We start from the raw sequence: 21,590 nt of genomic DNA, 5'->3' as shown, positions 1-21,590 counted from the left end.
CGGGGAGGCGGGGGCCGAAGGGGCGGCGGGGTCAGGTGCCGCCGCCCCCGTCCGGGGGATCGTCAGGCGACGATCGTCTCGTGCAGGCGGCCGTCGGTGAGGGAGCGGCCGGCGGTCAGGACATGGGCGCCCTCCCGGCGGATCCAGGCGCCCGCGCTCTCGTCCCAGGTCTCGAAGGCGCGGCGCGGGACGGCGATCACCGCTTCGGCGCTCTCGCCGGGGGCGGCGGTGACGGTCGCGAAGCCGGCCAGCCAGCGGTCCGGGCGGTCGGTGTCGGCGCCGGAGGGCGCGGGGGCCAGGTACAGCTGGACGACCTCGCGGCCGGTCCGCTCCCCCGTGTTGCGCACCCGGACCGTGACCGTGATGCCGCCGGTGGTGTCGGTGCCGCCGGTGCTGTCAGTGCTGTCGGCGCTGTTGATGTCGATCGACTCGTAGCTCCAGTCGGTGTAGCCGAGGCCGTGGCCGAAGGGGTAGGCGGGGGTGGCGCCGGACCGGTCCCAGGCGCGGTAGCCGATGAACACGCCTTCGGTGTAGTCGAGTTCGCCGTCGGTCGGGGTGACCCGGGTGACGGGGGCGTCGGCGAGCGCGCCCCAGGTGGTGGGCAGCCGGCCGCCGGGCTCCTCGGCGCCGGTGAGCACGTCGGCGAGGGCGGCGCCGCCCTCCTGCCCGGGGAACCAGCCCAGGAGCACGGCGGCCACGTCGTCGCGCCACGGGAGCTCCACCGGGGAGCCGGAGTTGACGACCACGACGGTGTTCGGGTTGACGGCGGCGACGGCGCGTACCAGGTCGTCCTGGCGGCCGGGCAGCCGCAGGTCGGTGCGGTCGAAGCCCTCCGACTCGACGCGTTCGGTGGTGGCGACCACGACGACGGCGGCCTCGGCGTCGCGGGCGGCCTCGACGGCCTCGGCGATCAGGGCGTCGGCGTCGCGGCGCGGGCCGAGGTGGACGAGGCTGAACAGCACCGCGGGCAGCGGCATCGCGACGGACCTGTCGAGCGGGTGGACCAGGGAGACCTCGACCGGGCGGCCCGCGGTGAGCGTGGCCGTGCCGCGCTCCTGCGGGGCGCCGAAGACCGCTTCGAAGGGGTCGGACTCGGCGCCCATGGCCTGGACGCCGTCGTAGAGGACGGTGCCGTCGACGGTGAGGGTGAAGGCGCCGAGGCCCCGGGTGCCGAAGGCGTGGTCGCCGCTCTCGCGCGGGGTGAAGGTGCCGGTGATCTCGACGCTGTGCAGGGCGTCATGGGTGACGCCCGCGGGCAGGTCGTCGCCGAGCCACTGGAGCTGTCCGCTGGGCAGGGTGCCCTCGCCGAGGATCTCGCCCGCGGCGTCGCGGCACACCGCGCGCAGCTCGAACCCCTTGTCGGCGGGCGCGAGTTCGTCGCTCGGGTCGGCGCCGACGGCGTAGGCGAGCGAGGGGAACGCGGCGCCGAGGCCGTCGAGCGGGGAGGTGACGTGCGCGGGGAAGACGGTGGCGGAGCCGCCGCCGAGGACGCGGGCGTCGCGGGCGGCGGCGCCGATGAGCGCGACGCGGGTGTCCGGGCGCAGCGGCAGCACGCCGGTGTTGCGGACGAGGACGAAGGCGCGGCGGGCGATCTCGCGGGCCAGTGCCTCGCCGTCGATGCCGGCCGGGGGGTCGGTGACGGCGGGCTCGGCGCCGTCGAGGGCGCCGACGCGGGCGGCCAGGCGCAGGACGCGGCGGACGGCGTCGTCGACGGCCGACTCGTCGGCCTCGCCCGCGCGGACGGCGGCGGCGAGCGCCGGTCCGTAGACGGTCCGGGGGCCCGGCATGGCGACGTCGAGGCCGCCCTGGAGGGCGCCGGTGGTGGAGCGGGCGGCGAGCCAGTCCGAGACGTTGAAGCCGTCGAAGCCCCACTCGCCGCGCAGGATCCCGTTCACGAGGTGGCGGTGTTCGGTCATCGTCGTGCCGTTGACCTGGTTGTAGGCGGTCATGACGCCCCAGGGGCGGGCGCCCTCGACGATGGCCTCGAAGGGCGCGAGGTACAGCTCGCGCAGGGCGCGCTCGCCGACGAGGTTGTTCACGGTGAAGCGGTCGGTCTCGGCGTCGTTCGCGACGAAGTGCTTGACCGTGGTGCCGACGCCGCCGGACTGCACGCCCCGGACGTAGCCGGTGCCGATGGCGCCGGTGAGGTACGGGTCCTCGCTGTACGCCTCGAAGTGGCGGCCGCCGAGCGGTGAGCGGTGCAGGTTCACGGTGGGGGCGAGCAGGACGTGGACGCCCTTGCGGCGGGCCTCCTGGGCGAGGAGGGCGCCGGCCCGGCGGGCGAGCGCGGGGTCCCAGGTGGCGGCGAGCGCGGTGGGGGACGGCAGGGCGATCGACGGGTCGTCGGCGGTCCAGCGGGTGCCGCGGACGCCGATCGGGCCGTCGGACATCACCAGGGACCTCAGGCCGATCTCCGGGACCGGGGGCAGCGACCACATGTCCTGGCCGCCGAGCAGCCGGGCCTTGGTGTCGAGGTCGAGCTTGCCGAGTGCGGCCTCCACGGCCGCCTCGCGGGCCCGGTCCCGCCGGTCTCCGTCCGTGTGCTGCGCCATGCCGGCACCTCCTCGTCGGGGTTCCTCACGTCTGGTCCCTCCATCCTGCACCCGTTACCTGTAGAGCAGTAGGTTTCGTTATCTCTCCGTTATATTCACGGTCCGGCGGCCGTCGGTCCATGTCGTACGGTGACGGGCATGAGCAGCACCAGGAGTGCCCGGAGCGAGGGGCGGCGGGCCGAGATCCTGCGGGCCGCGCTGGAAGTGATCGCCGAGCGCGGTTACCGCGGCGCGAGCCTCGCGGCCGTCGCCGAGCGGGTGGGGCTGACCCAGCAGGGGCTGCTGCACCACTTCCCGTCGAAGGAGGCGCTGCTCGTGGCCGTCCTGGCGGAGCGGGACCAGTGGGACGCGGTGCCGGATTCCCGGTGGCGGCTGGACCTGCTGGGCTCGCTGGTGGAGTACAACGCGATGCGGCCCGGCGTCGTGCAGACCTTCTCCGCGCTGCTCGGGGAGTCGGTGACCGACGGGCATCCGGCGCGGGCCTTCTTCACCGAGCGCTACGCCGGGGTGCGCGAGGCGATGACGCGGGTGCTGCGCCAGGAGTACGGGGAGCGGCTGCCGGGCGGGCTCACGCCGGAGCGGGCGGCGCCGCTGCTGGTCGCGGTGATGGACGGGCTCCAGTACCAGTGGCTGCTGGACCCCGACGAGGTCGACATGCCGGAGGCGTTCCGGGACTTCCTGGGGCTGCTCGGCGCGGAGCGGTAGCCACGGCCGGACCGGGCCCGGCCGCCCACCGCGCGTACGGTGCTACGCGCTCGCCCCGCGCGGGGACCCGCCCGACCCGTGGCCGTAGGGGTCCGGGTGGAGGTCGCCCGCGGCCGGGTCCGCGGCGTCCGGCACCGGCGGGCGGGCGTCCCCCTCCAGGTCGCGCACCATCAGCGTGGCCCCCGCCACCGCACCCGGCATCAGGAACACCGCCACGAACGGGACCAGGAAGGCCACCGCGAGCGGGGCGCCGAAGCCCCACGCGAGGCCCTTGCGGGAGCGCAGCAGGGCCAGGCGGTCGCGCAGTTGCACCTCGCGCCGCTGGAGGGCCACCGCCGTCAGCTCCTCCGTGAGGAAGAAGCCGGTGACGAAGAAGCCGAGCACGGGGACGACGCTCTGGCCGACGAACGGGACGAAGCCGAGCGCGAAGAGGAGGATGCCCCACAGGCCCGCGCGGACCAGGACGCGCAGGCTGTCGCGGGCGGAGATCCACAGGTCGCGCCAGAGCGGCAGCCCCGACTCGGGCACCGAGCCGTCGCCCTCGCTGCGGTCGACCTCTTCGGAGAGGGACTCGTAGAAGGGCTGGCCGATCAGCAGGGTCACGGCCGTGAAGGTGAGGACCGCGAGCAGCAGGCAAAGGGCGAACAGGACCGCCGTCAGGAAGCCGCGGAACAGGCCCTGCCACGGGGAGGACCAGTCGTCGGCGAACGGGGTCGCCCAGGAGACGAAGTCGTCGCCCCAGAGCGCCAGGCAGACCAGGGCCACGGCGTAGAGCACGAGCGTGATCAGGCCGGGCAGCAGGCTCCAGCCGTACCGCTTGCCGTGCCGGGCAACCCAGCGCTGCCCCTTCATCAGATAGCCGAAGCCCGCCCCGAGATCACGCATGGCGCGCACTTTACGGGACGGGCATCGGGCCGTGGCGGTCAGGCCGAGAGCGTGACCGTGATGTTGCCGCGGGTCGCCTTGGAGTAGGGGCAGACCTGGTGGGCCTTCTCGACGAGCGCCCGGGCGGCGGCCGGGTCGACGTTCGGGATCGAGGCGGCGATCTCGACGATCAGGCCGAAGCCGTCGTCGTTCTTGCCGATGCCGACCTTCGCGGTGACGGTCGATCCGGTGATGTCGGCGTTCTCCTGGCGGGCGACGACGGCCAGGGCGCCCTGGAAGCAGGCGCTGTAGCCGGCCGCGAAGAGCTGCTCGGGGTTGGTGCCGTTGCCCGAGCCGCCCTGCTCCTTGGGCGGGTTGACGACGACGTCCAGCTTGCCGTCATCGGTGGAGACCCGGCCGTCGCGACCGTTCTCGGCGGTGGCTACGGCGGTGTAGACGACGTCGGACTGCGTGATGGCCATGGACCGGCTCCCTCGTTCGCGCGTTCACTGTTTTTCGTTAGGCGGAACGAGGTTACCGAATCATGGAACTGCTGGATGTGACCGGGGTCACTTGTGGCAGGTCAGAGCTTTACGACCATCTTTCCGGTGTTGTCGCCGCGCAGCACACCGAGGAAGGCCTCCAGGTTGTTCTCGACGCCCTCGACGACCGTCTCGCGGTACTTCAGCTCGCCGGAGCGGACCCACGCGCCGACCTCCTGCACGAACTGCGGCTGGAGGTCGTAGTGGTCGCCGACGAGGAAGCCCTCGATGCGGCCGCGGGTCTGGATCAGGCGGGAGAGGTTGCGCGGGCCGGGGGCCGGCTCCGTGTTGTTGTAGACGGAGATCGCGCCGCAGATGGCGATGCGGCCGTCGCGGTTCAGGCGCGCGATGGCGGCCTCCAGGTGGTCGCCGCCGACGTTGTCGAAGTAGGCGTCGATGCCGTCGGGGGCCGCCTCCTTCAGCAGCGTGTGGACGTCGCCCGACTTGTAGTTGAAGGCCGCGTCGAAGCCGTACTCCTCCAGGAGCAGCTTCACCTTCTCGTCGGAGCCCGCCGAGCCGATGACCCGCGAGGCGCCCTTGAGTTTGGCGATCTGGCCGACCTGGCCGCCGACCGCGCCGGCCGCGCCGGAGACGAAGACGCTGTCGCCCTCCTTGAAGGACAGGGTGCGCAGCAGGCCCGCGTACGCGGTGAGGCCGGTCATGCCGAGCACGCCGAGGTACGTGGACAGGGGCGCGGCCTCGGGGTCGACCTTCACGGCCTGCTTCGCGTCGAAGGTCGCGTACTCGCGCCAGCCGAAGAAGTGCAGGACGTGGTCGCCGACCGCGACGCCCTCGTCGTTCGAGGCGATGACGACGCCGACCGCGCCGCCCTGCATGGCCTTGCCCAGCTCGTACGGGGCGACGTACGACTTGGCGGCGGACATCCGGCCGCGCATGTACGGGTCCACGGAGACGTAGAGGTTCTTGACCAGGACCTGGCCGGCCCCCGGCTCGGCGACCGGGGTCTCGCGCAGCTCGAAGTCCTCGGGCTTGGGCCAGCCGACCGGGCGGCTGAGCAGGACCCACTCGCGACCGGTGGCGGGAATCTGGGGGGTGTCGGCGGACATGCGATGACCCTTCGACTAGGAGACGGCTCGGCCCGGAACTATTTCAGTACCTGAAACAACCATGCGTCTGAATATTTCACTATGTCAAGTAAATGGGTACTCTGGAACCCATGACCGCCTCCCGCTCCCGCCGAATGGACCCGCTCACGATCGAAGTGGTCGAGCTGATCGGGGGCGTCGTCGCGCGCTACCACCAGGAGTACGATGAGGCCGCCGCCCGGCACCGGCTGACCGGCGCGCAGGCCCGCGTCCTGAGCCTGCTCACGCTCGGGCCGCTGCCGATGCGGCAGATCGCCCAGCGCCTGAAGTGCGAGCCGTCGAACATCACGGGGATCGTGGACCGGCTGGAGACCCGCGGCCTCGTCGAGCGGCAGCCCTCGCCCGGCGACCGCCGGGTCAAGGTGGCGGCGCCGACCGAGGAGGGGCTGCGGGTCGCGCGGGGCCTGCGGGACTCCCTGGACTTCGCGCGCGAGCCGCTGGCCGGACTGTCGCACGAGGAGCGCACGGCCTTCCGGGACATGCTGCGCAGGATGCTCGGCATCGCCTGACGCTTCCCCGGAGCACCCCGGGCGGACCTCGCCTTCACCGCACCGCCGGACAACTCCGGCGCCGGGTGCGGCGGTCCGGCGATCGGTGCGCGCACACCCATTGACACCCCCGCGGGGCCGTCCTTACTGTCACGCCAGCATTTCGAACGCGTGACGAAATATCGAACGGCTCAGGGGGCAACTGCCGTGCGCATCACGGGAATCAGCACACACGTCGTCGGCACTCCGTGGCGGAACCTCACCTACGTCCAGGTGCACACCGACGAGGGGCTCACGGGCATCGGCGAGACCCGGATGCTGGGCCGCACCGACGCGCTCGTCGGCTACCTGCACGAGGCGCTGGCCAACCACATCGTCGGCTCCGACCCGTTCGCGGTCGAGGACCTGGTCAAGCGGATGAAGTACGGCGACTACGGGCGGGCGGGCGAGATCGTCATGTCCGGTGTCGCGGTCATCGAGATGGCCTGCTGGGACATCAAGGGCAAGGCGCTCGGCGTGCCGGTCTGGCAGCTGCTCGGCGGGAAGGTCACCGACCGGGTCAAGGCGTACGCCAACGGCTGGTACACCACCGAGCGGACCCCGGAGGCGTACCACAAGGCCGCGCGCGCCGTGATGGAGCGCGGGTACCGGGCGCTGAAGATCGACCCCTTCGGCACCGGCCGCTTCGAGCTGGACCACGAACAGTCGCTGTACGCCGTGTCGTTGATCGAGGCCGTGCGCGACGCGATCGGCCCGGACGCCGAGCTGATGCTGGAGATGCACGGGCGGTTCTCGCCCGCGACCGCGATCCGGCTGGCGCGCGACCTCGCCCCGTTCGAGCCCGCGTGGCTGGAGGAGCCGGTGCCGCCGGAGAACCTGAAGGCGCTGGAGAAGGTCGCCGCGAAGGTGGACATGCCGATCGCGACCGGCGAGCGGATCCACGACCGGATCGAGTTCCGCGAACTGTTCGAGAGCCAGGCGGCGGACATCATCCAGCCCGACGTCGGCCACCTCGGCGGGATCTGGGAGACCCGCAAGCTCGCCGCGACCGCCGAGGCGCACTACGTCCTCGTCGCCCCGCACAACGTCGGGGGCCCGGTGCTGACCGCGGCCTCCCTCCAGGTCGGCTTCAGCACACCGAACTTCAAGATCCTGGAGCACTTCAACGACTTCGCCGACGCCGACATCAAGAAGGTCGTCACGGGGGCGCCGCAGGTCGTGGACGGTTACTTCGAGCTGTCCCACGCGCCCGGCCTCGGCGTCGAGCTGGACGTGGCCGCCGCCGCCGAGTTCCCGCAGCAGCAGGCCCGCTTCGACCTGTGGGCCGAGGGCTGGGAGAAGCGCGACCCCCGGGGCGGCGGCCGGGGCGGCGCCGCGTGAGCGCCGCCGTCGTCGTCGACGCGCCGGGCCGGCACCGCGTCGTCGCCCACGAGCCGGCGGCGCCCGGCCCGGGCGAGGCGCTGGTCCGGGTGCACGCGGTGGGGATCTGCGGTTCCGACCGCGAGGTCTACCAGGGCAACCGGCCCAAGGCGTACGTGCGTTACCCGCTCACCCCGGGCCACGAGTGGTCCGGGGTGGTGGTGGCGGTCGGCGACGGGGTGCCGCGCGCGCTCGTCGGGCGCAAGGCCGTCGGCGAGGGGTTCCGCAACTGCCAGGTGTGCGCGCGCTGCCACGCCGGTGAGACCACCCTGTGCACCGCCGGGTACGAGGAGACGGGCTTCACCCGGCCGGGCGCGATGGCGGCCACGCTGGTGCTGCCGGCGCGGCTGCTGCACGTCCTGCCGGACACCGCCGACCTCACGGCGGCGGCGCTGCTGGAACCGGCCGCCTGCGTCGCCGCCGCCGCGCTGAAGGCGCGGGTCCGCCCGGGCGAGCGGGTGGCCGTCGTCGGGGACGGGACGCTCGGGATGCTCGCCGTGCAGCTCTTGGCGGCGCACTCCCCCGCCGAGCTGCTGGTGGTCGGCGCGGGGCGCGGACGCGCGTCCCTGGCACGGACGTTCGGGGCCAGCGACGTCCGGCTGCACGGCGACCGCCTGCCGGACGACTTCGACGTCGTCGTCGAGGCCGCCGGAGCGACCACCGCCGCCCGGACCGCCGCGTCGCTGCTGCGGCGGGGCGGACGGCTCGTGCTCACCGGCCTCCCGCCGGCCGGGGCGGACGGGCTCGACCCGGCGGATCTGGTGCTGCGGCAGCTGGAGGTGCGCACCGTCTTCGGGGCCGGGTCCGGGGCGTGGGCGCACGCGGTGCGGGCGTTCGGGGCGGGGCTGCTCGATCCGCTGCCGCTCGTCACGCACGAGCTGCCGCTGGAGCGGTTCGCCGACGCCATCGGGCTGGTCGGGGCCGGTGATCCGACGGTGGGGAAGGTGCTGCTGCGGCCCTAGGGCCATCGGCCCCGGCCGGTCGCACGGGCCCGCGGGAGCGGTCCCGAACCTCATTCGACATACCGAACAGACGCCAACGCAAAGGACCAGCGTGACCTCATCACCGCGTCGCCCCGGCGAACCCGCCCTCTCCGAACTCGGCCTGGGCGCACCCGCGCACGACCCGGCGGACTCCTCCCCGCACACCTTCCCCGACGGCGGCAGCTGGCGGGTCGAGATCCCGTCCGTCGAGGGGCCCGAGGCCGTCGGGGTCGTCCTCGACGAGGCGTCGCGGCTCGACGTGCCCGTCCACCGGATCAGCCAGGGCAGCGGCGTCTGGATGCTGCGCGACGCCGAGATCGTGGAGATGGCCGAGGCGACCGCCGCGCGCGGCATCGAGCTGTGCCTGTTCACCGGGCCGCGCGGCACCTGGGACACCGGCGCCTCCGTGCGCACCGGCTCCGGGGGCGCGGGGCTGCGCGCCCGCGGCCACGACGCCGTCGCCGGATGCGTCGAAGACGCCGTGCGAGCCACCGAGTTGGGCGTCGGATGTCTGCTCGTCGCCGACGAGGGCGTGCTGTGGACGCTGCACCGGGCCCGCGCCCGGGGCGTCATCCCCGCCGACACCACGCTCAAGGTGTCCGCGCTCGTCGGGCCCGTGAACCCGGCCTCGTACGCCGTGTACGAGCGCCTGGGCGCCGACTCGCTGAACGTCCCCTCGGACCTGACGCTCGCTCATCTCACGGAGATCCGCCGGGTGTCGGCCGCTCCGATGGACATGTATGTGGAGGCCCCGGACGACCTCGGCGGCTATGTCCGGATGTACGAGATCGCCGAACTGGTGCGCCGCGGCGCGCCCCTGTACCTGAAGTTCGGGCTCGCCAAGGCTCCCGGCCTCTACCCGTACGGCGCCCAGCTGCGCGGCGTCACCCTCGACACCGCCCGCGAGCGGGTGCGCCGGGGCCGGCTCGCGCTGGATCTGCTGGCGCGGCACGGGGCCGACGGCGGGATGTCGCCGCTCGGATCGCGGCTGCCCGGCGACCTCCGGCGCTTCGACACCAGTCAATAACGTTCTTGAAACACAACTTCACAGCACACAACACAGACGCGCACAATCCGACACACCTTCACTCGGTCAATCCCCGCCCCGCGCAAGCGACTTCACACCGCAGACCGAGTTCGCACACACACATCAAGGATGATGACCATGCGAAACCGCCGAGCCGTCCTCAGCGCAATAGCCGCGACCGCCACGCTCACCCTGACCCTGGCCGCGTGCGGCCAGAACGGCGAGGGCGGCAAGGACGAGAAGAAGGGCAGCGCCAAGGGGTCCACCGTCGGCATCGCGATGCCGACCAAGTCCTCGGAGCGCTGGATCGCGGACGGGAACAACGTTGTCAAGTCGCTGAAGGCGAAGGGCTACAAGACCAAGCTGGTATTCGGTGAGGACGACCCCGACCAGCAGGTCTCACAGATCGAGAACATGATCACGCAGGGGGTCTCGGCGCTGGTCGTCGCGGCCATCGACAACAAGTCGCTCAACAACGTCCTGCAAGAGGCCGCGGACGCGAAGATCCCGGTGATCGCCTACGACCGGCTCATCCTGGACTCCAAGAACGTCGACTACTACGCGACGTTCGACAACGAGAAGGTCGGCGAGCTCCAGGCCACCTCGCTGATCGAGAAGATCGGTCTGACCAGCGGTAAGAAGGGCCCGTTCAACCTGGAGCTGTTCGCCGGCTCGAACGACGACAACAACACCAAGTACTTCTTCAACGGCGCGATGAAGGTGCTCCAGCCCTACATCGACAAGAAGCAGCTCGTCGTCAAGTCCCGGCAGACCAAGCTCAACCAGGTCACCACGCTGCGCTGGGACGGCGCCACCGCCCAGAAGCGCATGGACGACATCCTCACCTCGGCCTACGCCAAGGACCGGGTCGACGCGGTGCTGTCCCCGTACGACGGCATTTCGATCGGCATCATCTCCGCGCTCAAGTCCGACGGCTACGGCTCCGCCGGCAAGCCGCTGCCGCCCGTCTCGGGCCAGGACGCCGAGGTCGCCTCGGTGAAGTCGATCATCGCCGGCGAGCAGTACTCGACGGTCTACAAGGACACCCGTGAGCTGGCCAAGCGCGCGGTGACCATGGTCGACGACGTGCTGAACGACAAGAAGCCCGAGACGAACGACGACAAGACGTACGACAACGGCGCCAAGGTCGTCCCCGCGTACCTCCTGGAGCCGGTCGCCGTCACCAAGGAGAACTACGAGAAGACCCTGGTCGACGGGGGCTACTACACCAGGAAGGACCTGGGCCTGAAGTAGCCCGAACCTCCCCCTACCAGCGACTAGTTGAAGGGCACAGCCATGGCGGGACCCGTCCTGGAAATGCGCTCGATCGTCAAGACCTTCCCCGGCGTCAAGGCGCTGTCGGACGTCTCCCTGAGCGTCCGCGCCGGCGAGGTCCACGCCATCTGCGGGGAGAACGGCGCCGGAAAGTCCACCCTGATGAAGGTGCTCTCCGGCGTCCACCCGCACGGAAGCTACGCGGGGGAGATCCTCTTCGAGGGCCGCTCCTGCGCGTTCAAGGACATCAACGCCAGCGAGAAGCGCGGCATCGTCATCATCCACCAGGAGCTGGCCCTGGTGCCCTACCTGTCGATCGCCGAGAACATGTTCCTCGGCAACGAGCACGCCACGCGCGGACTCATCGACTGGCACGAGACCCTCGGGCACGCGACGCGGCAGCTGCGCCGGGTGGGGCTCGACGAGAACCCCAACACCACCGTCGCCGACATCGGGGTGGGCAAGCAGCAGCTCGTGGAGATCGCCAAGGCGCTCTCCAAGGAGGTGAAGCTGCTCATCCTCGACGAGCCGACCGCCGCGCTCAACGACGAGGACTCCGGCAAACTCCTCGATCTCATCCTGGAGTTGAAGAAGCAGGGCATCACCTCGATCATCATCTCGCACAAGCTCAACGAGATCCGCCGGGTCGCCGACTCGGTGACGATCCTGCGCGACGGACGCACCGTCGAGACGCTGGACGTGAAGGCCCCGGAGACCACCGAGGACCGGATCATCTCCGGCATGGTCGGCCGCGACCTCGACCACCGCTTCCCCGACCGCACCCCGCACACCCCGCAGGCCGGCTCGGCGCCCGCCCTGGAGATCCGCCACTGGACGGTGCACCACCCCATCGACCGGGAGCGCAAGGTCGTCGACGACGTGTCGCTGACCGTGCGCCGGGGCGAGATCGTCGGCATCGCGGGCCTGATGGGCGCGGGCCGCACCGAGCTGGCGATGAGCGTCTTCGGGCGCACGTACGGCCGGTACGCGGGCGGCACGGTCCTCAAGGACGGGCGGGAGATCCGCACCAGGACGGTCTCCGAGGCGGTCCGCCACAAGATCGCGTACGTCACCGAGGACCGCAAGCACTACGGCCTCAACCTCATCGACACCATCAACCGCAACATCTCCCTCGCCGCGCTCGGCAAGGTCGCGAGGCGCGGCATCGTCGACGAGCACGAGGAGCGGCAGGTCGCCGAGGAGTACCGCACCTCCATGAACATCAAGGCCCCGACGGTCTTCGAACCGGTGTGCAGGCTGTCGGGCGGCAACCAGCAGAAGGTCGTCCTCAGCAAGTGGATCTTCGCGGGCCCGGAGATCCTGCTGCTCGACGAGCCCACCCGCGGGATCGACGTCGGTGCCAAGTACGAGATCTACACGGTCATCGACAAGCTCGCCGCCCAGGGCAAGGCGGTCGTCTTCATCTCCTCCGAGCTGCCCGAACTGCTCGGCATGTGCGACCGCGTCTACACGATGGCCGCGGGCCGCCTGACCGGTGAGCTGCCGCGCGCCGAGGCGACCCAGGAATCGCTGATGCGCCTGATGACGAAGGACAAAGAGGTGGCGCGATGAGTACGGACCTGACGAAGACCCCGGCGGCCCCGCCGGGCGAGGACGGCGCGGGCGCCGGGAGCGGCGGCGGGGGCGGACTGCTCGGCCTCGTCGTGGACGGGCTGCGGCGCAACATGCGCCAGTACGGCATGCTCATCGCGCTCGGCCTGCTCATCGCGGTGTTCGCCGTGTGGACCGACGGCGATCTGATCCTGCCGCGCAACGTCTCCAACCTGGTGCTCCAGAACAGCTACATCCTGATCCTCGCGATCGGCATGATGCTGGTGATCATCGCGGGTCACATCGACCTGTCCGTGGGGTCGCTCACCGCGTTCGTCGGCTCGACGGCCGCGGTGCTCATGGTCTCGCACGACGTGTCCTGGCCGGTCGCGATGATCATCTGCCTGGCGATGGGCGGCGCGGCCGGTGCCGTGCAGGGCTATCTGATCGCCTACGGCGGCATCCCGTCGTTCATCGTCACCCTGGCCGGCATGCTGGTGTGGCGGGGGCTCACCGAGATCCTGCTCAAGGGGCAGACCCTCGGCCCGTTCCCGAGCGGCATCCAGGACCTGGGCAACGGCTTCCTGCCGGAGGTCGGCCCGGAGACCAACTACCACAACCTGACGCTGCTGCTGGGCCTGCTCCTCGCGGGCGCCGTGGTGTGGCAGGAGCTGCGCGACCGGCGCAGGCAGCGGGAGTTCGCGCTCGACGTGGTCCCGTCCAACCTGTTCGTCCTGAAGCTGATCGCGATCGTCGCGGCCATCGCCGTCGTCACCATGCTGCTCGCCAGCTACAAGGGCACCCCGATCGTGCTCCTGGTGCTGGGCGCCCTGGTGGTCGGCTACGGCTATCTGATGCGCAACTCCGTCTTCGGCCGGCACATCTACGCGATCGGCGGCAACCTGCCCGCCGCCAAGCTGTCCGGCGTCAAGGACAAGAAGGTCTCCTTCTACGTCTTCCTGAACATGGGCGTGCTCGCGGCGCTGGCCGGCCTGGTGGTCGCGGCCCGGCTGAACGCGGCCTCGCCCAAGGCGGGCCTCAACTTCGAGCTGGAGGCGATCGCGGCGTCGTTCATCGGCGGCGCGTCCATGAGCGGCGGGGTCGGCACCGTCCTCGGCGCCATCATCGGCGGTCTCGTCCTCGGCGTGCTGAACAACGGCATGAACCTGCTCGGCGTCGGCTCCGACTGGCAGTCGGTGATCAAGGGGCTGGCGCTGCTCGCCGCGGTCGGCTTCGACGTCTGGAACAAGCGGCGCGGCGGTCGCTAGGCCCGCCCCTGCGGACAGCCCCTGACGCCGCCGTGCCCGGACCCGGGCGCGGCGGCGTCAGGGGTTGTGCCAGGCGGCCGGGTCGTCGGCCAGTTGCCGCACCGGTTCGGGGAGCCCGCCGTGGGCGAGGTCGTCGAGGGTGACGCCTTCGAGGATCTTGCGGACGTTGGCGCGCAGCGCGACCCAGAGCGGGAGCAGCGGTTCGGCGGCGCCGCTGTAGGCGAGGGCGGTGGGCCGCTCGCCGCGCACCGAGACGATGGGGCCCTCGACGGCGCGCACGACGTCGGCGACGGTGATGGTGTCGGCGGCGCGGGCCAGCAGGTAGCCGCCGTTGCCGCCGCGCCTGCTGACGACGATGCCGCCGCGCCGCAGGTCGCCGAGGATGCCTTCCAGGAACTTGTGCGGGATGTCCTGGTCGGCGGCGACGGTCTCCGCCTTGACCGGTTCGGCGCCGTCGCGCACGGCGATTTCCAGGCAGGCGCGGACGGCGTAGTCGGCGCGGGCGGAGATCCTCATGGGGTCATTGTCGGGGACGGCTCCCGCTCCTCCGCCTCCTGCGCGCGCCCGGCGGCGGCGGACACGGGTGCGGGCCGCGGCGCCCCCTCGCCGCGGCCCGCACCCCGCACGGGGCGGCGGTCAGCCGGTGAAGCCGGAGACGCCCTGGGGCGTGCCCCAGCCGGTCGGACCGTCGTAGCCGGTCTTCGCGGTGCACAGGTAGCTGCTGGAGCAGCTGCCGTTGTTGCCGGTCGTGACGTCGTTCAGCGCGGAGGTCCCGGCCACGGCGTACGGGAACTTCGCCGGGTATGAGCCGGCCGACGGGACGCCGCCGAGCGCGTAGACCGCCGCGATGATCGGCGAGGAGGCGCTGGTGCCGCCGAAGGTGTACCAGCCGGCGGTGATGCCGTACGAGTCGTAGACGGAGACGCCGGTGGCCGGGTCGGCGACGGCGGCGACGTCCGAGACGGTCCGCCTGGCGCAGCCGGTGTCGGTCTGCCAGGCGGGCTTGGTGTCGTAGGCGGAGCAGCCCGAGCCGGTGCCCTCGGTGCTGCTGGTCCGCCACACGGACTCGGTCCAGCCGCGGGTGGTGGAGGCGGCCCGGGTGAGGGCCGTGCCGCCGACCGCGGTGACGTAGCGGGAGGCCGCCGGGTACTCGGCGCCGTAGCCCTCGTCGCCCGCGCTGACGGTGATGGCGACGCCGGGGTGGTTGAAGTAGGAGGAGTCGTAGCCGCTGTCCGCGGAGGACTCGGAGCCGCCGTAGCTGTTGGACACGTACTTGGCGCCGAGGGTGACGGCCCGGTTCACGGCGGTGCCGAGGTTGGCCATCGAGGCGGACTTGGCCTCGACGAGCAGGATGCTGCACTTCGGGCAGACCGCGCTCGCCATGTCGAGGTCGAGGGAGATCTCCTCGGCCCAGCCGCTGTCGGCGCTGGGCAGGGAGGTGGTGGAGCCGGTCTGGCCGACCTTCTTGAAGCAGCCGCTCGCCGCGGTGCAGGCCGGGAGGCCGTAGAAGGAGCGGTACTTGGCGAGGTCGGCCGCGGCGTTCGGGTCGTCGTAGGCGTCGACGACGGCGATCGTCTCGCCCGCGCCCTTGGCGGCCGCCGCCGAGGTCAGGCCGTAGGCGGCCTGGAGGTCGGCCGGTCCGTAGCCGGACGGGGTGGAGGCGTCGGCCGCGTCGGGGGCGGCGTGTCCGGCCTGGGCGCGCTGGAGGGCGTAGGCGGTGGTGCCGCCGGTGACCCGCTTGGCGCCGCAGGCCATCTCACCGGCCCTGGCCGGCTGGGCGCAGGCCCGCTGCCAGGTGACGTGCGGGGTGCGGGGGGCGGCGGCGTCGGCCTGGGCCGCCGTGCCGAGTCCGGCGAAGACGAGCGCCGCGACGCCGAGGATCCCGGCGCCCACACGGCCGCGGCCGTGCTTTCTTGGGGGGTGTGTGTCGCGCAACGTACAGCCTCCTGAGAAGGGTGGACAGGGGCGGTGCGGATGTCGTGGCCGCCGACGCGGTGGCCTCGGCGGCTGTCCCCGATCATCCGATTGGCGCGTGCACTTCAAAAGGGCAGGAGTCGAATCCAGACCTCCGCTTTGCGGAATCCGGCAGGTTCAACGAGCAGTAGATGGACGGTAGTTGACCTGTCTCACAGCCGGCTCACGGGAAACCCGAACGCGGGCTGCGGCAGCCCCCGGCCGATGCCGGGCAGCACCAGCAGCGAACCGGCGAGCGGCGACGGGGGGTCCAGGCCCACCCGGGCGGAGGTCACGTACAGGTCGCTCAGGCCGGGCCCGCCGAAGGCGCAGGCCGTCGGGCGGCGCACCGGCAGCGGGACCACCCGGTCCAGGACGCCGGCGGGCGTGTAGCGGCGCAGGGCCGCGCCGTCCCACAGGGCCACCCAGACACAGCCGTCGGCGTCCACGGTGAGCCCGTCGGGGTGTCCGGCACCCGGCTCGACGCGCGCCAGCCCGCGCCGGTGCACGACGCGCTCGCCCTCCACGTCGAAGACGTCGATCCGGCCCGTCGCCGTGTCGACGTAGTACATGAGCGTGCCGTCGGGGCTCCAGCCGGTGCCGTTGGAGACGGTGACGTCGTCCAGCACCTCCGTCACCGTGCCGTCGGGCGCGAGGCGGATCAGGTCGCCGCCGCCGGGCGTCTCGTCGTACGCCATCGTGCCCGCCCACAGGGCGCCGTCGGGGGCGACCGCCGCGTCGTTGCCCCGGCGCCCGGGGACCGGGCTGCGGTGCAGCCAGGAGAAGGCGCCGCCGGGGGCGTAACGGCCCACGCCGTCGCGGAGGTTGACGACGAGGCCGCCGTCGGCGCACGGCTTGGCGGCGCCCACGTGCTGCTCGGTGGCGAGGACCGTGCGGCGGCCGGTGCCGGGCGCGAAGGTGTGCACGCGCGCGCCGAGGATGTCCACCCAGACCAGCCGCCCGGTGGCGGCGTCCCAGGTGGGCCCCTCGCCGAGCTCGGCGCTCGCGCGCACCGCCACCTCGGCCCTCACGCCGCGCCCCGGTGGCCGAGCCGCTCGGACAGGTCCGCCGCGCCCCGCGCGGCGAGCCGTGCCAGCTCCTCCTCGCGGGCGTCCGTCCAGCGGATCATCGGTACGGAGATGGAGAGCGCGGCGACGACCCGGCGGGTGCGGTCGCGCACCGGCGCGGCGACGCAGGACACGTCCGGGTTGGACTCCCGGCTCTCGACGGCGACCCCGCGCTCGCGGATCGCGTGCAGGGCCTCGCGCAGTGCGGCCGGGTCGGTGATCGAGTTCTCCGTCATGGCCGCGAGCGGGCCGGTGTCCGGGATCCGGGCGGCCAGCTCGGGCTCGGGCAGGGACGCGAGGAGCATCTTGCCGACGGACGTGCAGTGCGCGGGCAGCCGGCGGCCCGCCGCCGAGACCATCCGCACCGCGTGCGTGGAGTCGACCTTGGCGATGTAGATGACGTCGGTCCCTTCGAGGATCGCCACGTGGACCGTCTCGTCGCACGTCTCGGCGACCGCGCGGGCGACCTGCTGGCCCTCGGCGGCGAGGTCGAGCTGCTCCGCGTACCGGCTGCCGAGCTGGTAGGGGCGCACCCCGAGGCGGTAGCGGCCCGGCTCGCCGGGGACCTGCACCAGGTAGGAGCGGGCGGCGAGCGTGGTGACGAGCTCGTGGACCGTGGTGCGCGGCAGTCCCAGCCTGCGGACGATGTCGGGGGCGGACAGCGTGCCGTCCCCGTCGAGGAAGAGCTCCAGGATGTCCAGAGCCCGGGTCACGGCTGGTACGAGACGTCCCACGGCCGCCCCCCTCCCTTGTTCGGTATGTCAACACTCGGTCGGTATCGCGAACACAGGCTATGCACAGTGCCGTTGACCGGGCAATGGGCGGGCGCTGCGCGACCATGGAGGGCATGCCCCGCCCCACACCGTCCTCCGGTCCCGCCGAGCCCTTCACCCCGCTGCACTTCCAACTGGTCCTGCTGCGCAGGATGGCCGACCACCGGCCCGAGCTGGTCGAGGCCGCCCGCGCCGAGCTGGGCGTCTCCGCCGCCGACATGCGGGAGGCGAACCGGCGCTGGCAGGCCATGGTCCGCTCGCCGCGCGCGCGGGCGGCGGTCTCCCGCTACCGCGCGGTCCTGGGCGCCCCGGAACAGACCCTGGTCCGCCGGGTCGGCGCCCTGGAGTGCGAGGCGCTGCTGTGGCCGGTGCCGCTCTGGCCCGACCTGCGCTTCGAGGTGCTGCTCTCGCCGCAGGGGGCGGTCTGGAACGACTGGCTGATCCGCGCCCCCGGCGCCCCGGGACCGCAGCTGCGCACCCTCGACGACCTCACCCCCTGGTCGTGCACGGTCGACGAGGCGGCCCGCGCCTTCCCCCCGGCCCGCCCCCTGGAGGGCTCGGCGCCCACCCGCTGGGGCCTGGCGTTCACGGCGCCGGACGCGGCCGGCGTGCCGCGCGAGGTGCGGGCCGAGTTCACCTACGGGCTGCTCCAGCGCTGGACGCAGGGGTAGCCGGGACGCTCAGCCGGCCGCCTTGAGGATCGCCTCGGCGACCGCCGGGAGCGATCCGGGGTGCACGGCGCTCAGGAAGAGGTTGGGCTCGACGAGTTCAAGCTCCATCACGCACGGCTGCCCGTCGGGGCCGTCGACCAGGTCCACGCGCGCGTACAGGAGCCGCTCGGCGCCGCCCGGGACGGCGGCCAGCGCCCGGTCGGCGACGGCGCGTTCGGCGTCCGTGGGCCGCCAGGGCTCCAGCGCCGGATGGGCGACCTTGCGCGCGTCGAAGGCGACGCCCGGGGCGAGGACGGCGCCCTTGCGCACGGCGTGCAGGAACCGTCCGCCGTAGAACAGCACGGCGCGCTCGCCGCCCGCGTCGATCCCGTCGACGTACGGCTGCACCATCGCCGTCAGGCCCTCGGCGTGCATGCGGGCCACCTGCGCCAGCGCGGTGTCCCGTTCGGCCGGCGTGTAGCGGGCGGCGTAGCGGGCTCCGGCGCCGGAGGCCGGCTTGACGACGAAGGCGCGGTCGTCCGGCAGCGCCGGGGTGTCGCCGGGCGCGACGTACACGGTGGGCACGGTGGGGACGCCGGCGCGGGCCAGTTCGCCGAGGTAGCGCTTGTCGGTGTTCCAGCGGAGCACGTCGACGGGGTTGGCGAGCCGGGTGACGGCGGCGCAGTGCCCGGCCCACCGCAGGAACTCGGCGCGCCGCCAGCTGTAGTCCCAGGTGGAGCGCAGGACGACCAGGTCGAAGGCGGCCCAGTCGACGTCCGGGTCGTCCCACTCGGCGGCGACCGCGTCGGCGCCGCAGCGCTCCAGCTCCGCGACGAGCGGCGGCAGGTCGCGGTCGACGCTGATGTCGGGTGCGGGCCGGCAGGTGACCAGGGCTATGCGGGACATGCGGGGCTGCTCCTTCGTGGTGCGGGTACGTCGTTCGCTCGCGGTGCGCGCCGCGAGGAGCGCGGAGAGGTGCTCCTCGCTCCAGGCGCGGGCCGCGTCGAGCGGGCCGATCAGGCTGCGGCCCAGCGGGGTGAGGGCGTACTCGACGCGGGGCGGGTTCTCGTCGTACGCGGTTCTGGCGACGAGCCCGTCGCGCTCCATGGCCCGCAGGGTCTGCGCGAGCACCTTCGCCGTGACGCCGGGCAGCGGCGCGCGCAGTGCGCCGAAGCGGCGCGGGCCGTCCTGGAGACAGCGCACGACCATGCCGGTCCACTTGTCGCCGATCCGGATCGGCATCGCGGTGGACGGGCAGCGCGGGTCGAACGGTCGCGGGTCGGGCGGTCGCGGGTCGCGGGGCGCGGTCACCCTCCGAGGCTACGGCCTGCCAGGTCACCGCCGGTACCGTTGCGGTAACCGGCGGGGGCGGGGCTAGCGTCCCGCCATGACCACCGATTCCAGCATCCTGATCGTGGGCGCGGCCGGGCGCGCGGGCCGGGCGGTGACCGCCGAGGCGCGGGCCCGCGGACACCGGGTGACGGCCGTCGTGCGGGACCCGGACCGGCACGCCGCGCCGGCCGCGGACCCCGGGGTCCGCCTCGTCGCCGGGGACATCACCGACGCCGCCCGGATGGCGGAGCTGGCCCCCGGGCACCGGGCGGCGGTGCACGCCGTCTCCCCCTTCAGCGGCCCGGAGCAGGGCTTCGCCGGGCTCGATCCGGACTTCTTCGTGAAGGCGGCGGACGCGCTGCTCGGGTCCGGGGTGCCGCGGCTGCTGGTGATCGGCCTGTTCGCGGACCTCCTCGACGGCGCGGGCCGCCCGCTCCTGGAGGACCCGGCCCGGCTGCCCCCGCCGATCGTCCCGTTCGCCCGCGCCCACACGGCGGGCCTCGCCCGTCTGCGGGCGGCGCCGGACTCCGCCGCGGACTGGCTGACGCTCACCCCGCCCGCGGCCCTCGATCCGGCCCTGCCCCGCACCGGCCGCTACGCCTTCGGCGGCGACCACGCGCCGGCGCGGGACACGCCGCTGTCGTACGCGGACCTGGCGGTGGCGGTCCTGGACGAGTCGGAGCACCCGACGCGCCACCGCACCCGGGTGTCCGTCCTGGGCGTCCCGTGCGGGGGCCCGGCCGCCGCTACGGCGACAGCTCCCGGGCCCCCCGCGCCGGCCGCGCCGCCACCGCCAGCGCCGCCACCGTCGCGGCGGCCCCCGCCGCGACGGTGAACCCCGCGTGGGCGCCCCCGGCGTCCACCGCCCGGCCCGCCAGGGCGGCCGCGGCCGCCGAGCCCGCCGCGCTCGCCGAGCCCAGCCAGGTGAGGGCCTGGGTGAGCACGGCCCGGGGCACCGCGGCCTCGGTCAGGACGGACGTGACGGCCAGCAGCGGCGGCACCGCGAGGCCGGTCAGGGCGAGCGCGCAGGCCAGCGCGACCGGCGCGTCCAGCACGGTCGCCGGGAGGCAGGCCAGGAGCAGCGCCGCCGCGGCGAGCGCCCGCTGCCGCACCGGCGCGGCCCGCCACCGGCGGGCGCCGTAGGCCCATCCCCCGGCCAGGCTGACGCAGTTGGACACCGCGTACAGCAGCGGCGCCAGGTCGGGGGTGCCGCGCCCGACCGCGTAGGCGGAGACGGAGACCTGGGTCGCGCCGAAGTACACGCCCAGCGCGAGGGTGCTCGCGGCGAGCCCCACGAAGGCGGGGGCGCGCAACGCCCGTCCGGCGTGCCGCCGTTCGGCGCGGTCCGCGACCGGCGGCGCGGTGCGGCGCTGGAGGGTGAAGGCGAGGCCGCCGCCGATCACGAGCGCGGCGGCGAGCCCGCTGCCGAGCCCGGGCCGTCCGGCGGCGCCCGCGGCGCTGACGAGGGCCGGGCCGACGAGGAACGACAGGCCGTTCGCGAGCGCCTCCAGGGCGAAGGCGCCGGGCAGCACGGCGTCCTGTCCCGTGCCGCGCAGCAGGGCCGCCCAGCGCGCCGCGGACAGGGCGCCGAGCTGCGGCAGGGTGGCCCCGGCGAGGGCGCCCGCGGTCGCGGCGACGGGCACCGGCCCGCCCGCGAACAGCAGGGCCACGGCCACCCCGTGCGCCCCGAGCGCGTACGGCACGACCCGGCGTTCGCCGAACCGGTCGACGAGCCGGCCGAGTTGCGGCCCGGCCAGCGCGTCGGTGACGGCGAAGCAGCCGGTGACCAGGCCCGCGGTGGTGTAGGAGCCGGTGCGGTCGTGCACCAGCCAGACGATGCCGAGCCCGGTCATGGCGAGCCCGACCCGCCCGACGCATCCGGCGAGGAAGAAGGCGGCGGCGCCCGGAGTGCGCAGCGCGGTGCGGTAGTCGGCCGGTGTCGAGGACACGGCACGTCCCTTTCGGCGCCCGGCGGGCCGCGTCACAGCGGGGCCGTCGGCGTCCGGAGGACCGGCCCGTGATCGCGACTGGAGCC

The 21,590-nt window shown here is 73.4% G+C and carries 20 protein-coding genes and 1 pseudogene; 10 read left to right on the top strand and 11 right to left on the bottom strand.

Annotated elements, in window-relative coordinates; all coding sequences use genetic code 11:
* Positions 1–62: 62 nt before the first annotated feature.
* Positions 63–2,552 (bottom strand): glycoside hydrolase family 3 protein, encoded by a 2,490-nt coding sequence (locus tag ACIP5K_RS06720; RefSeq protein ID WP_401405768.1) that lies wholly within the window; start codon positions 2,550–2,552, stop codon positions 63–65.
* A gap of 138 nt (positions 2,553–2,690) precedes the next feature.
* On the opposite strand from ACIP5K_RS06720, the gene ACIP5K_RS06715 reads away from it, so the two are divergent.
* Complete coding sequence (locus ACIP5K_RS06715) at positions 2,691–3,257, top strand: TetR/AcrR family transcriptional regulator (RefSeq protein ID WP_401405765.1); 567 nt, start codon at positions 2,691–2,693, stop codon at positions 3,255–3,257.
* Positions 3,258–3,299: 42 nt separating this feature from the next.
* On the opposite strand, the gene ACIP5K_RS06710 is transcribed toward ACIP5K_RS06715, so the two are convergent.
* The 3 genes from ACIP5K_RS06710 to ACIP5K_RS06700 all read right to left on the bottom strand — a co-directional run bounded on the left by ACIP5K_RS06710 (position 3,300) and on the right by ACIP5K_RS06700 (position 5,730).
* A complete protein-coding gene (locus tag ACIP5K_RS06710) occupies positions 3,300–4,142 on the bottom strand; it encodes an EI24 domain-containing protein (protein WP_401405762.1) in 843 nt (280 codons plus the stop codon).
* 38 nt (positions 4,143–4,180) lie between these two features.
* Complete coding sequence (locus ACIP5K_RS06705; RefSeq protein WP_401405759.1) at positions 4,181–4,603, bottom strand: organic hydroperoxide resistance protein; 423 nt, start codon at positions 4,601–4,603, stop codon at positions 4,181–4,183.
* A gap of 101 nt (positions 4,604–4,704) precedes the next feature.
* On the bottom strand, positions 4,705–5,730 hold the full coding sequence (locus ACIP5K_RS06700) for an NADP-dependent oxidoreductase (protein WP_401405756.1): 1,026 nt from the start codon (positions 5,728–5,730) through the stop codon (positions 4,705–4,707).
* 110 nt (positions 5,731–5,840) lie between these two features.
* On the opposite strand from ACIP5K_RS06700, the gene ACIP5K_RS06695 reads away from it, so the two are divergent.
* From ACIP5K_RS06695 to mmsB, 7 genes are all read left to right on the top strand, one after another.
* On the top strand, positions 5,841–6,278 hold the full coding sequence (locus tag ACIP5K_RS06695) for a MarR family winged helix-turn-helix transcriptional regulator (protein ID WP_401405753.1): 438 nt from the start codon (positions 5,841–5,843) through the stop codon (positions 6,276–6,278).
* 186 nt (positions 6,279–6,464) lie between these two features.
* Positions 6,465–7,637 (top strand): mandelate racemase/muconate lactonizing enzyme family protein, encoded by a 1,173-nt coding sequence (locus ACIP5K_RS06690; protein WP_401405750.1) that lies wholly within the window; start codon positions 6,465–6,467, stop codon positions 7,635–7,637.
* Positions 7,634–8,638, top strand: coding sequence for a zinc-binding dehydrogenase (locus ACIP5K_RS06685; protein WP_401405747.1), 1,005 nt, complete (start codon positions 7,634–7,636; stop codon positions 8,636–8,638). The genes ACIP5K_RS06690 and ACIP5K_RS06685 overlap by 4 nt, the downstream gene beginning before the upstream one ends.
* A 91-nt stretch (positions 8,639–8,729) precedes the next feature.
* Positions 8,730–9,686, top strand: coding sequence for a hypothetical protein (locus ACIP5K_RS06680; RefSeq protein ID WP_401405744.1), 957 nt, complete (start codon positions 8,730–8,732; stop codon positions 9,684–9,686).
* Positions 9,687–9,818: 132 nt separating this feature from the next.
* Entirely contained in the window at positions 9,819–10,940 is a 1,122-nt protein-coding gene (gene chvE, locus ACIP5K_RS06675) for a multiple monosaccharide ABC transporter substrate-binding protein (RefSeq protein ID WP_401407520.1), read from the top strand.
* 42 nt (positions 10,941–10,982) lie between these two features.
* Positions 10,983–12,533 carry a multiple monosaccharide ABC transporter ATP-binding protein gene (mmsA, locus tag ACIP5K_RS06670; RefSeq protein ID WP_401405741.1) on the top strand — a complete coding sequence of 517 codons (1,551 nt, stop codon included), beginning with the start codon at positions 10,983–10,985 and terminating at the stop codon, positions 12,531–12,533.
* Positions 12,530–13,780 carry a multiple monosaccharide ABC transporter permease gene (mmsB, locus tag ACIP5K_RS06665; RefSeq protein ID WP_401405738.1) on the top strand — a complete coding sequence of 417 codons (1,251 nt, stop codon included), beginning with the start codon at positions 12,530–12,532 and terminating at the stop codon, positions 13,778–13,780. The genes mmsA and mmsB overlap by 4 nt, the downstream gene beginning before the upstream one ends.
* 57 nt (positions 13,781–13,837) lie before the next feature.
* Here mmsB and ACIP5K_RS06660 read toward each other — a convergent pair whose 3' ends face one another.
* The 4 genes from ACIP5K_RS06660 to ACIP5K_RS06645 form a co-directional block, all read right to left on the bottom strand.
* Positions 13,838–14,296, bottom strand: coding sequence for an RrF2 family transcriptional regulator (locus ACIP5K_RS06660; protein ID WP_401405735.1), 459 nt, complete (start codon positions 14,294–14,296; stop codon positions 13,838–13,840).
* Between the two features lie 120 nt (positions 14,297–14,416).
* A complete protein-coding gene (locus tag ACIP5K_RS06655; RefSeq protein ID WP_401405732.1) occupies positions 14,417–15,715 on the bottom strand; it encodes a peptidase S8 in 1,299 nt (432 codons plus the stop codon).
* 191 nt (positions 15,716–15,906) lie between these two features.
* The gene (locus ACIP5K_RS06650) at positions 15,907–16,764 is read right to left on the bottom strand and encodes an SMP-30/gluconolactonase/LRE family protein (RefSeq protein WP_401405729.1); all 858 of its coding nucleotides are present in this window, start codon (positions 16,762–16,764) and stop codon (positions 15,907–15,909) included.
* Positions 16,761–17,534: an IclR family transcriptional regulator gene (locus ACIP5K_RS06645; protein ID WP_401405726.1), complete on the bottom strand. Its 774-nt coding sequence runs from the start codon at positions 17,532–17,534 to the stop codon at positions 16,761–16,763. Before ACIP5K_RS06645 ends, ACIP5K_RS06650 begins: the two co-directional genes overlap by 4 nt.
* Before the next feature lie 113 nt (positions 17,535–17,647).
* Here ACIP5K_RS06645 and ACIP5K_RS06640 point away from each other — a divergent pair, with 113 nt between their 5' ends.
* The gene (locus tag ACIP5K_RS06640) at positions 17,648–18,244 is read left to right on the top strand and encodes a hypothetical protein (protein ID WP_401405723.1); all 597 of its coding nucleotides are present in this window, start codon (positions 17,648–17,650) and stop codon (positions 18,242–18,244) included.
* A 9-nt stretch (positions 18,245–18,253) separates the two neighbouring features.
* Here the strand turns inward: ACIP5K_RS06640 and ACIP5K_RS06635 are convergent, their stop codons facing one another.
* Positions 18,254–19,129, bottom strand: coding sequence for a RimK family alpha-L-glutamate ligase (locus ACIP5K_RS06635; RefSeq protein ID WP_401407518.1), 876 nt, complete (start codon positions 19,127–19,129; stop codon positions 18,254–18,256).
* A gap of 75 nt (positions 19,130–19,204) precedes the next feature.
* Positions 19,205–19,465: pseudogene (locus ACIP5K_RS06630) on the bottom strand (winged helix-turn-helix transcriptional regulator); the annotation flags it as partial.
* 145 nt (positions 19,466–19,610) lie between these two features.
* On the opposite strand from ACIP5K_RS06630, the gene ACIP5K_RS06625 reads away from it, so the two are divergent.
* Positions 19,611–20,390: an NAD(P)-dependent oxidoreductase gene (locus ACIP5K_RS06625; RefSeq protein WP_401405720.1), complete on the top strand. Its 780-nt coding sequence runs from the start codon at positions 19,611–19,613 to the stop codon at positions 20,388–20,390.
* Here ACIP5K_RS06625 and ACIP5K_RS06620 read toward each other — a convergent pair.
* Complete coding sequence (locus ACIP5K_RS06620) at positions 20,302–21,504, bottom strand: MFS transporter (RefSeq protein WP_401405718.1); 1,203 nt, start codon at positions 21,502–21,504, stop codon at positions 20,302–20,304. The two genes, ACIP5K_RS06625 and ACIP5K_RS06620, sit on opposite strands and share 89 nt — an antisense overlap.
* Between the last annotated feature and the right edge of the window lie 86 nt (positions 21,505–21,590).

Source organism: Streptomyces sp. NPDC088785 (assembly GCF_044750685.1).
Taxonomy (GTDB): domain Bacteria; phylum Actinomycetota; class Actinomycetes; order Streptomycetales; family Streptomycetaceae; genus Streptomyces.
The sequence above is the reverse complement of the archived record's forward strand: the minus strand, read 5'-3'. Positions and strand labels throughout refer to the sequence as shown.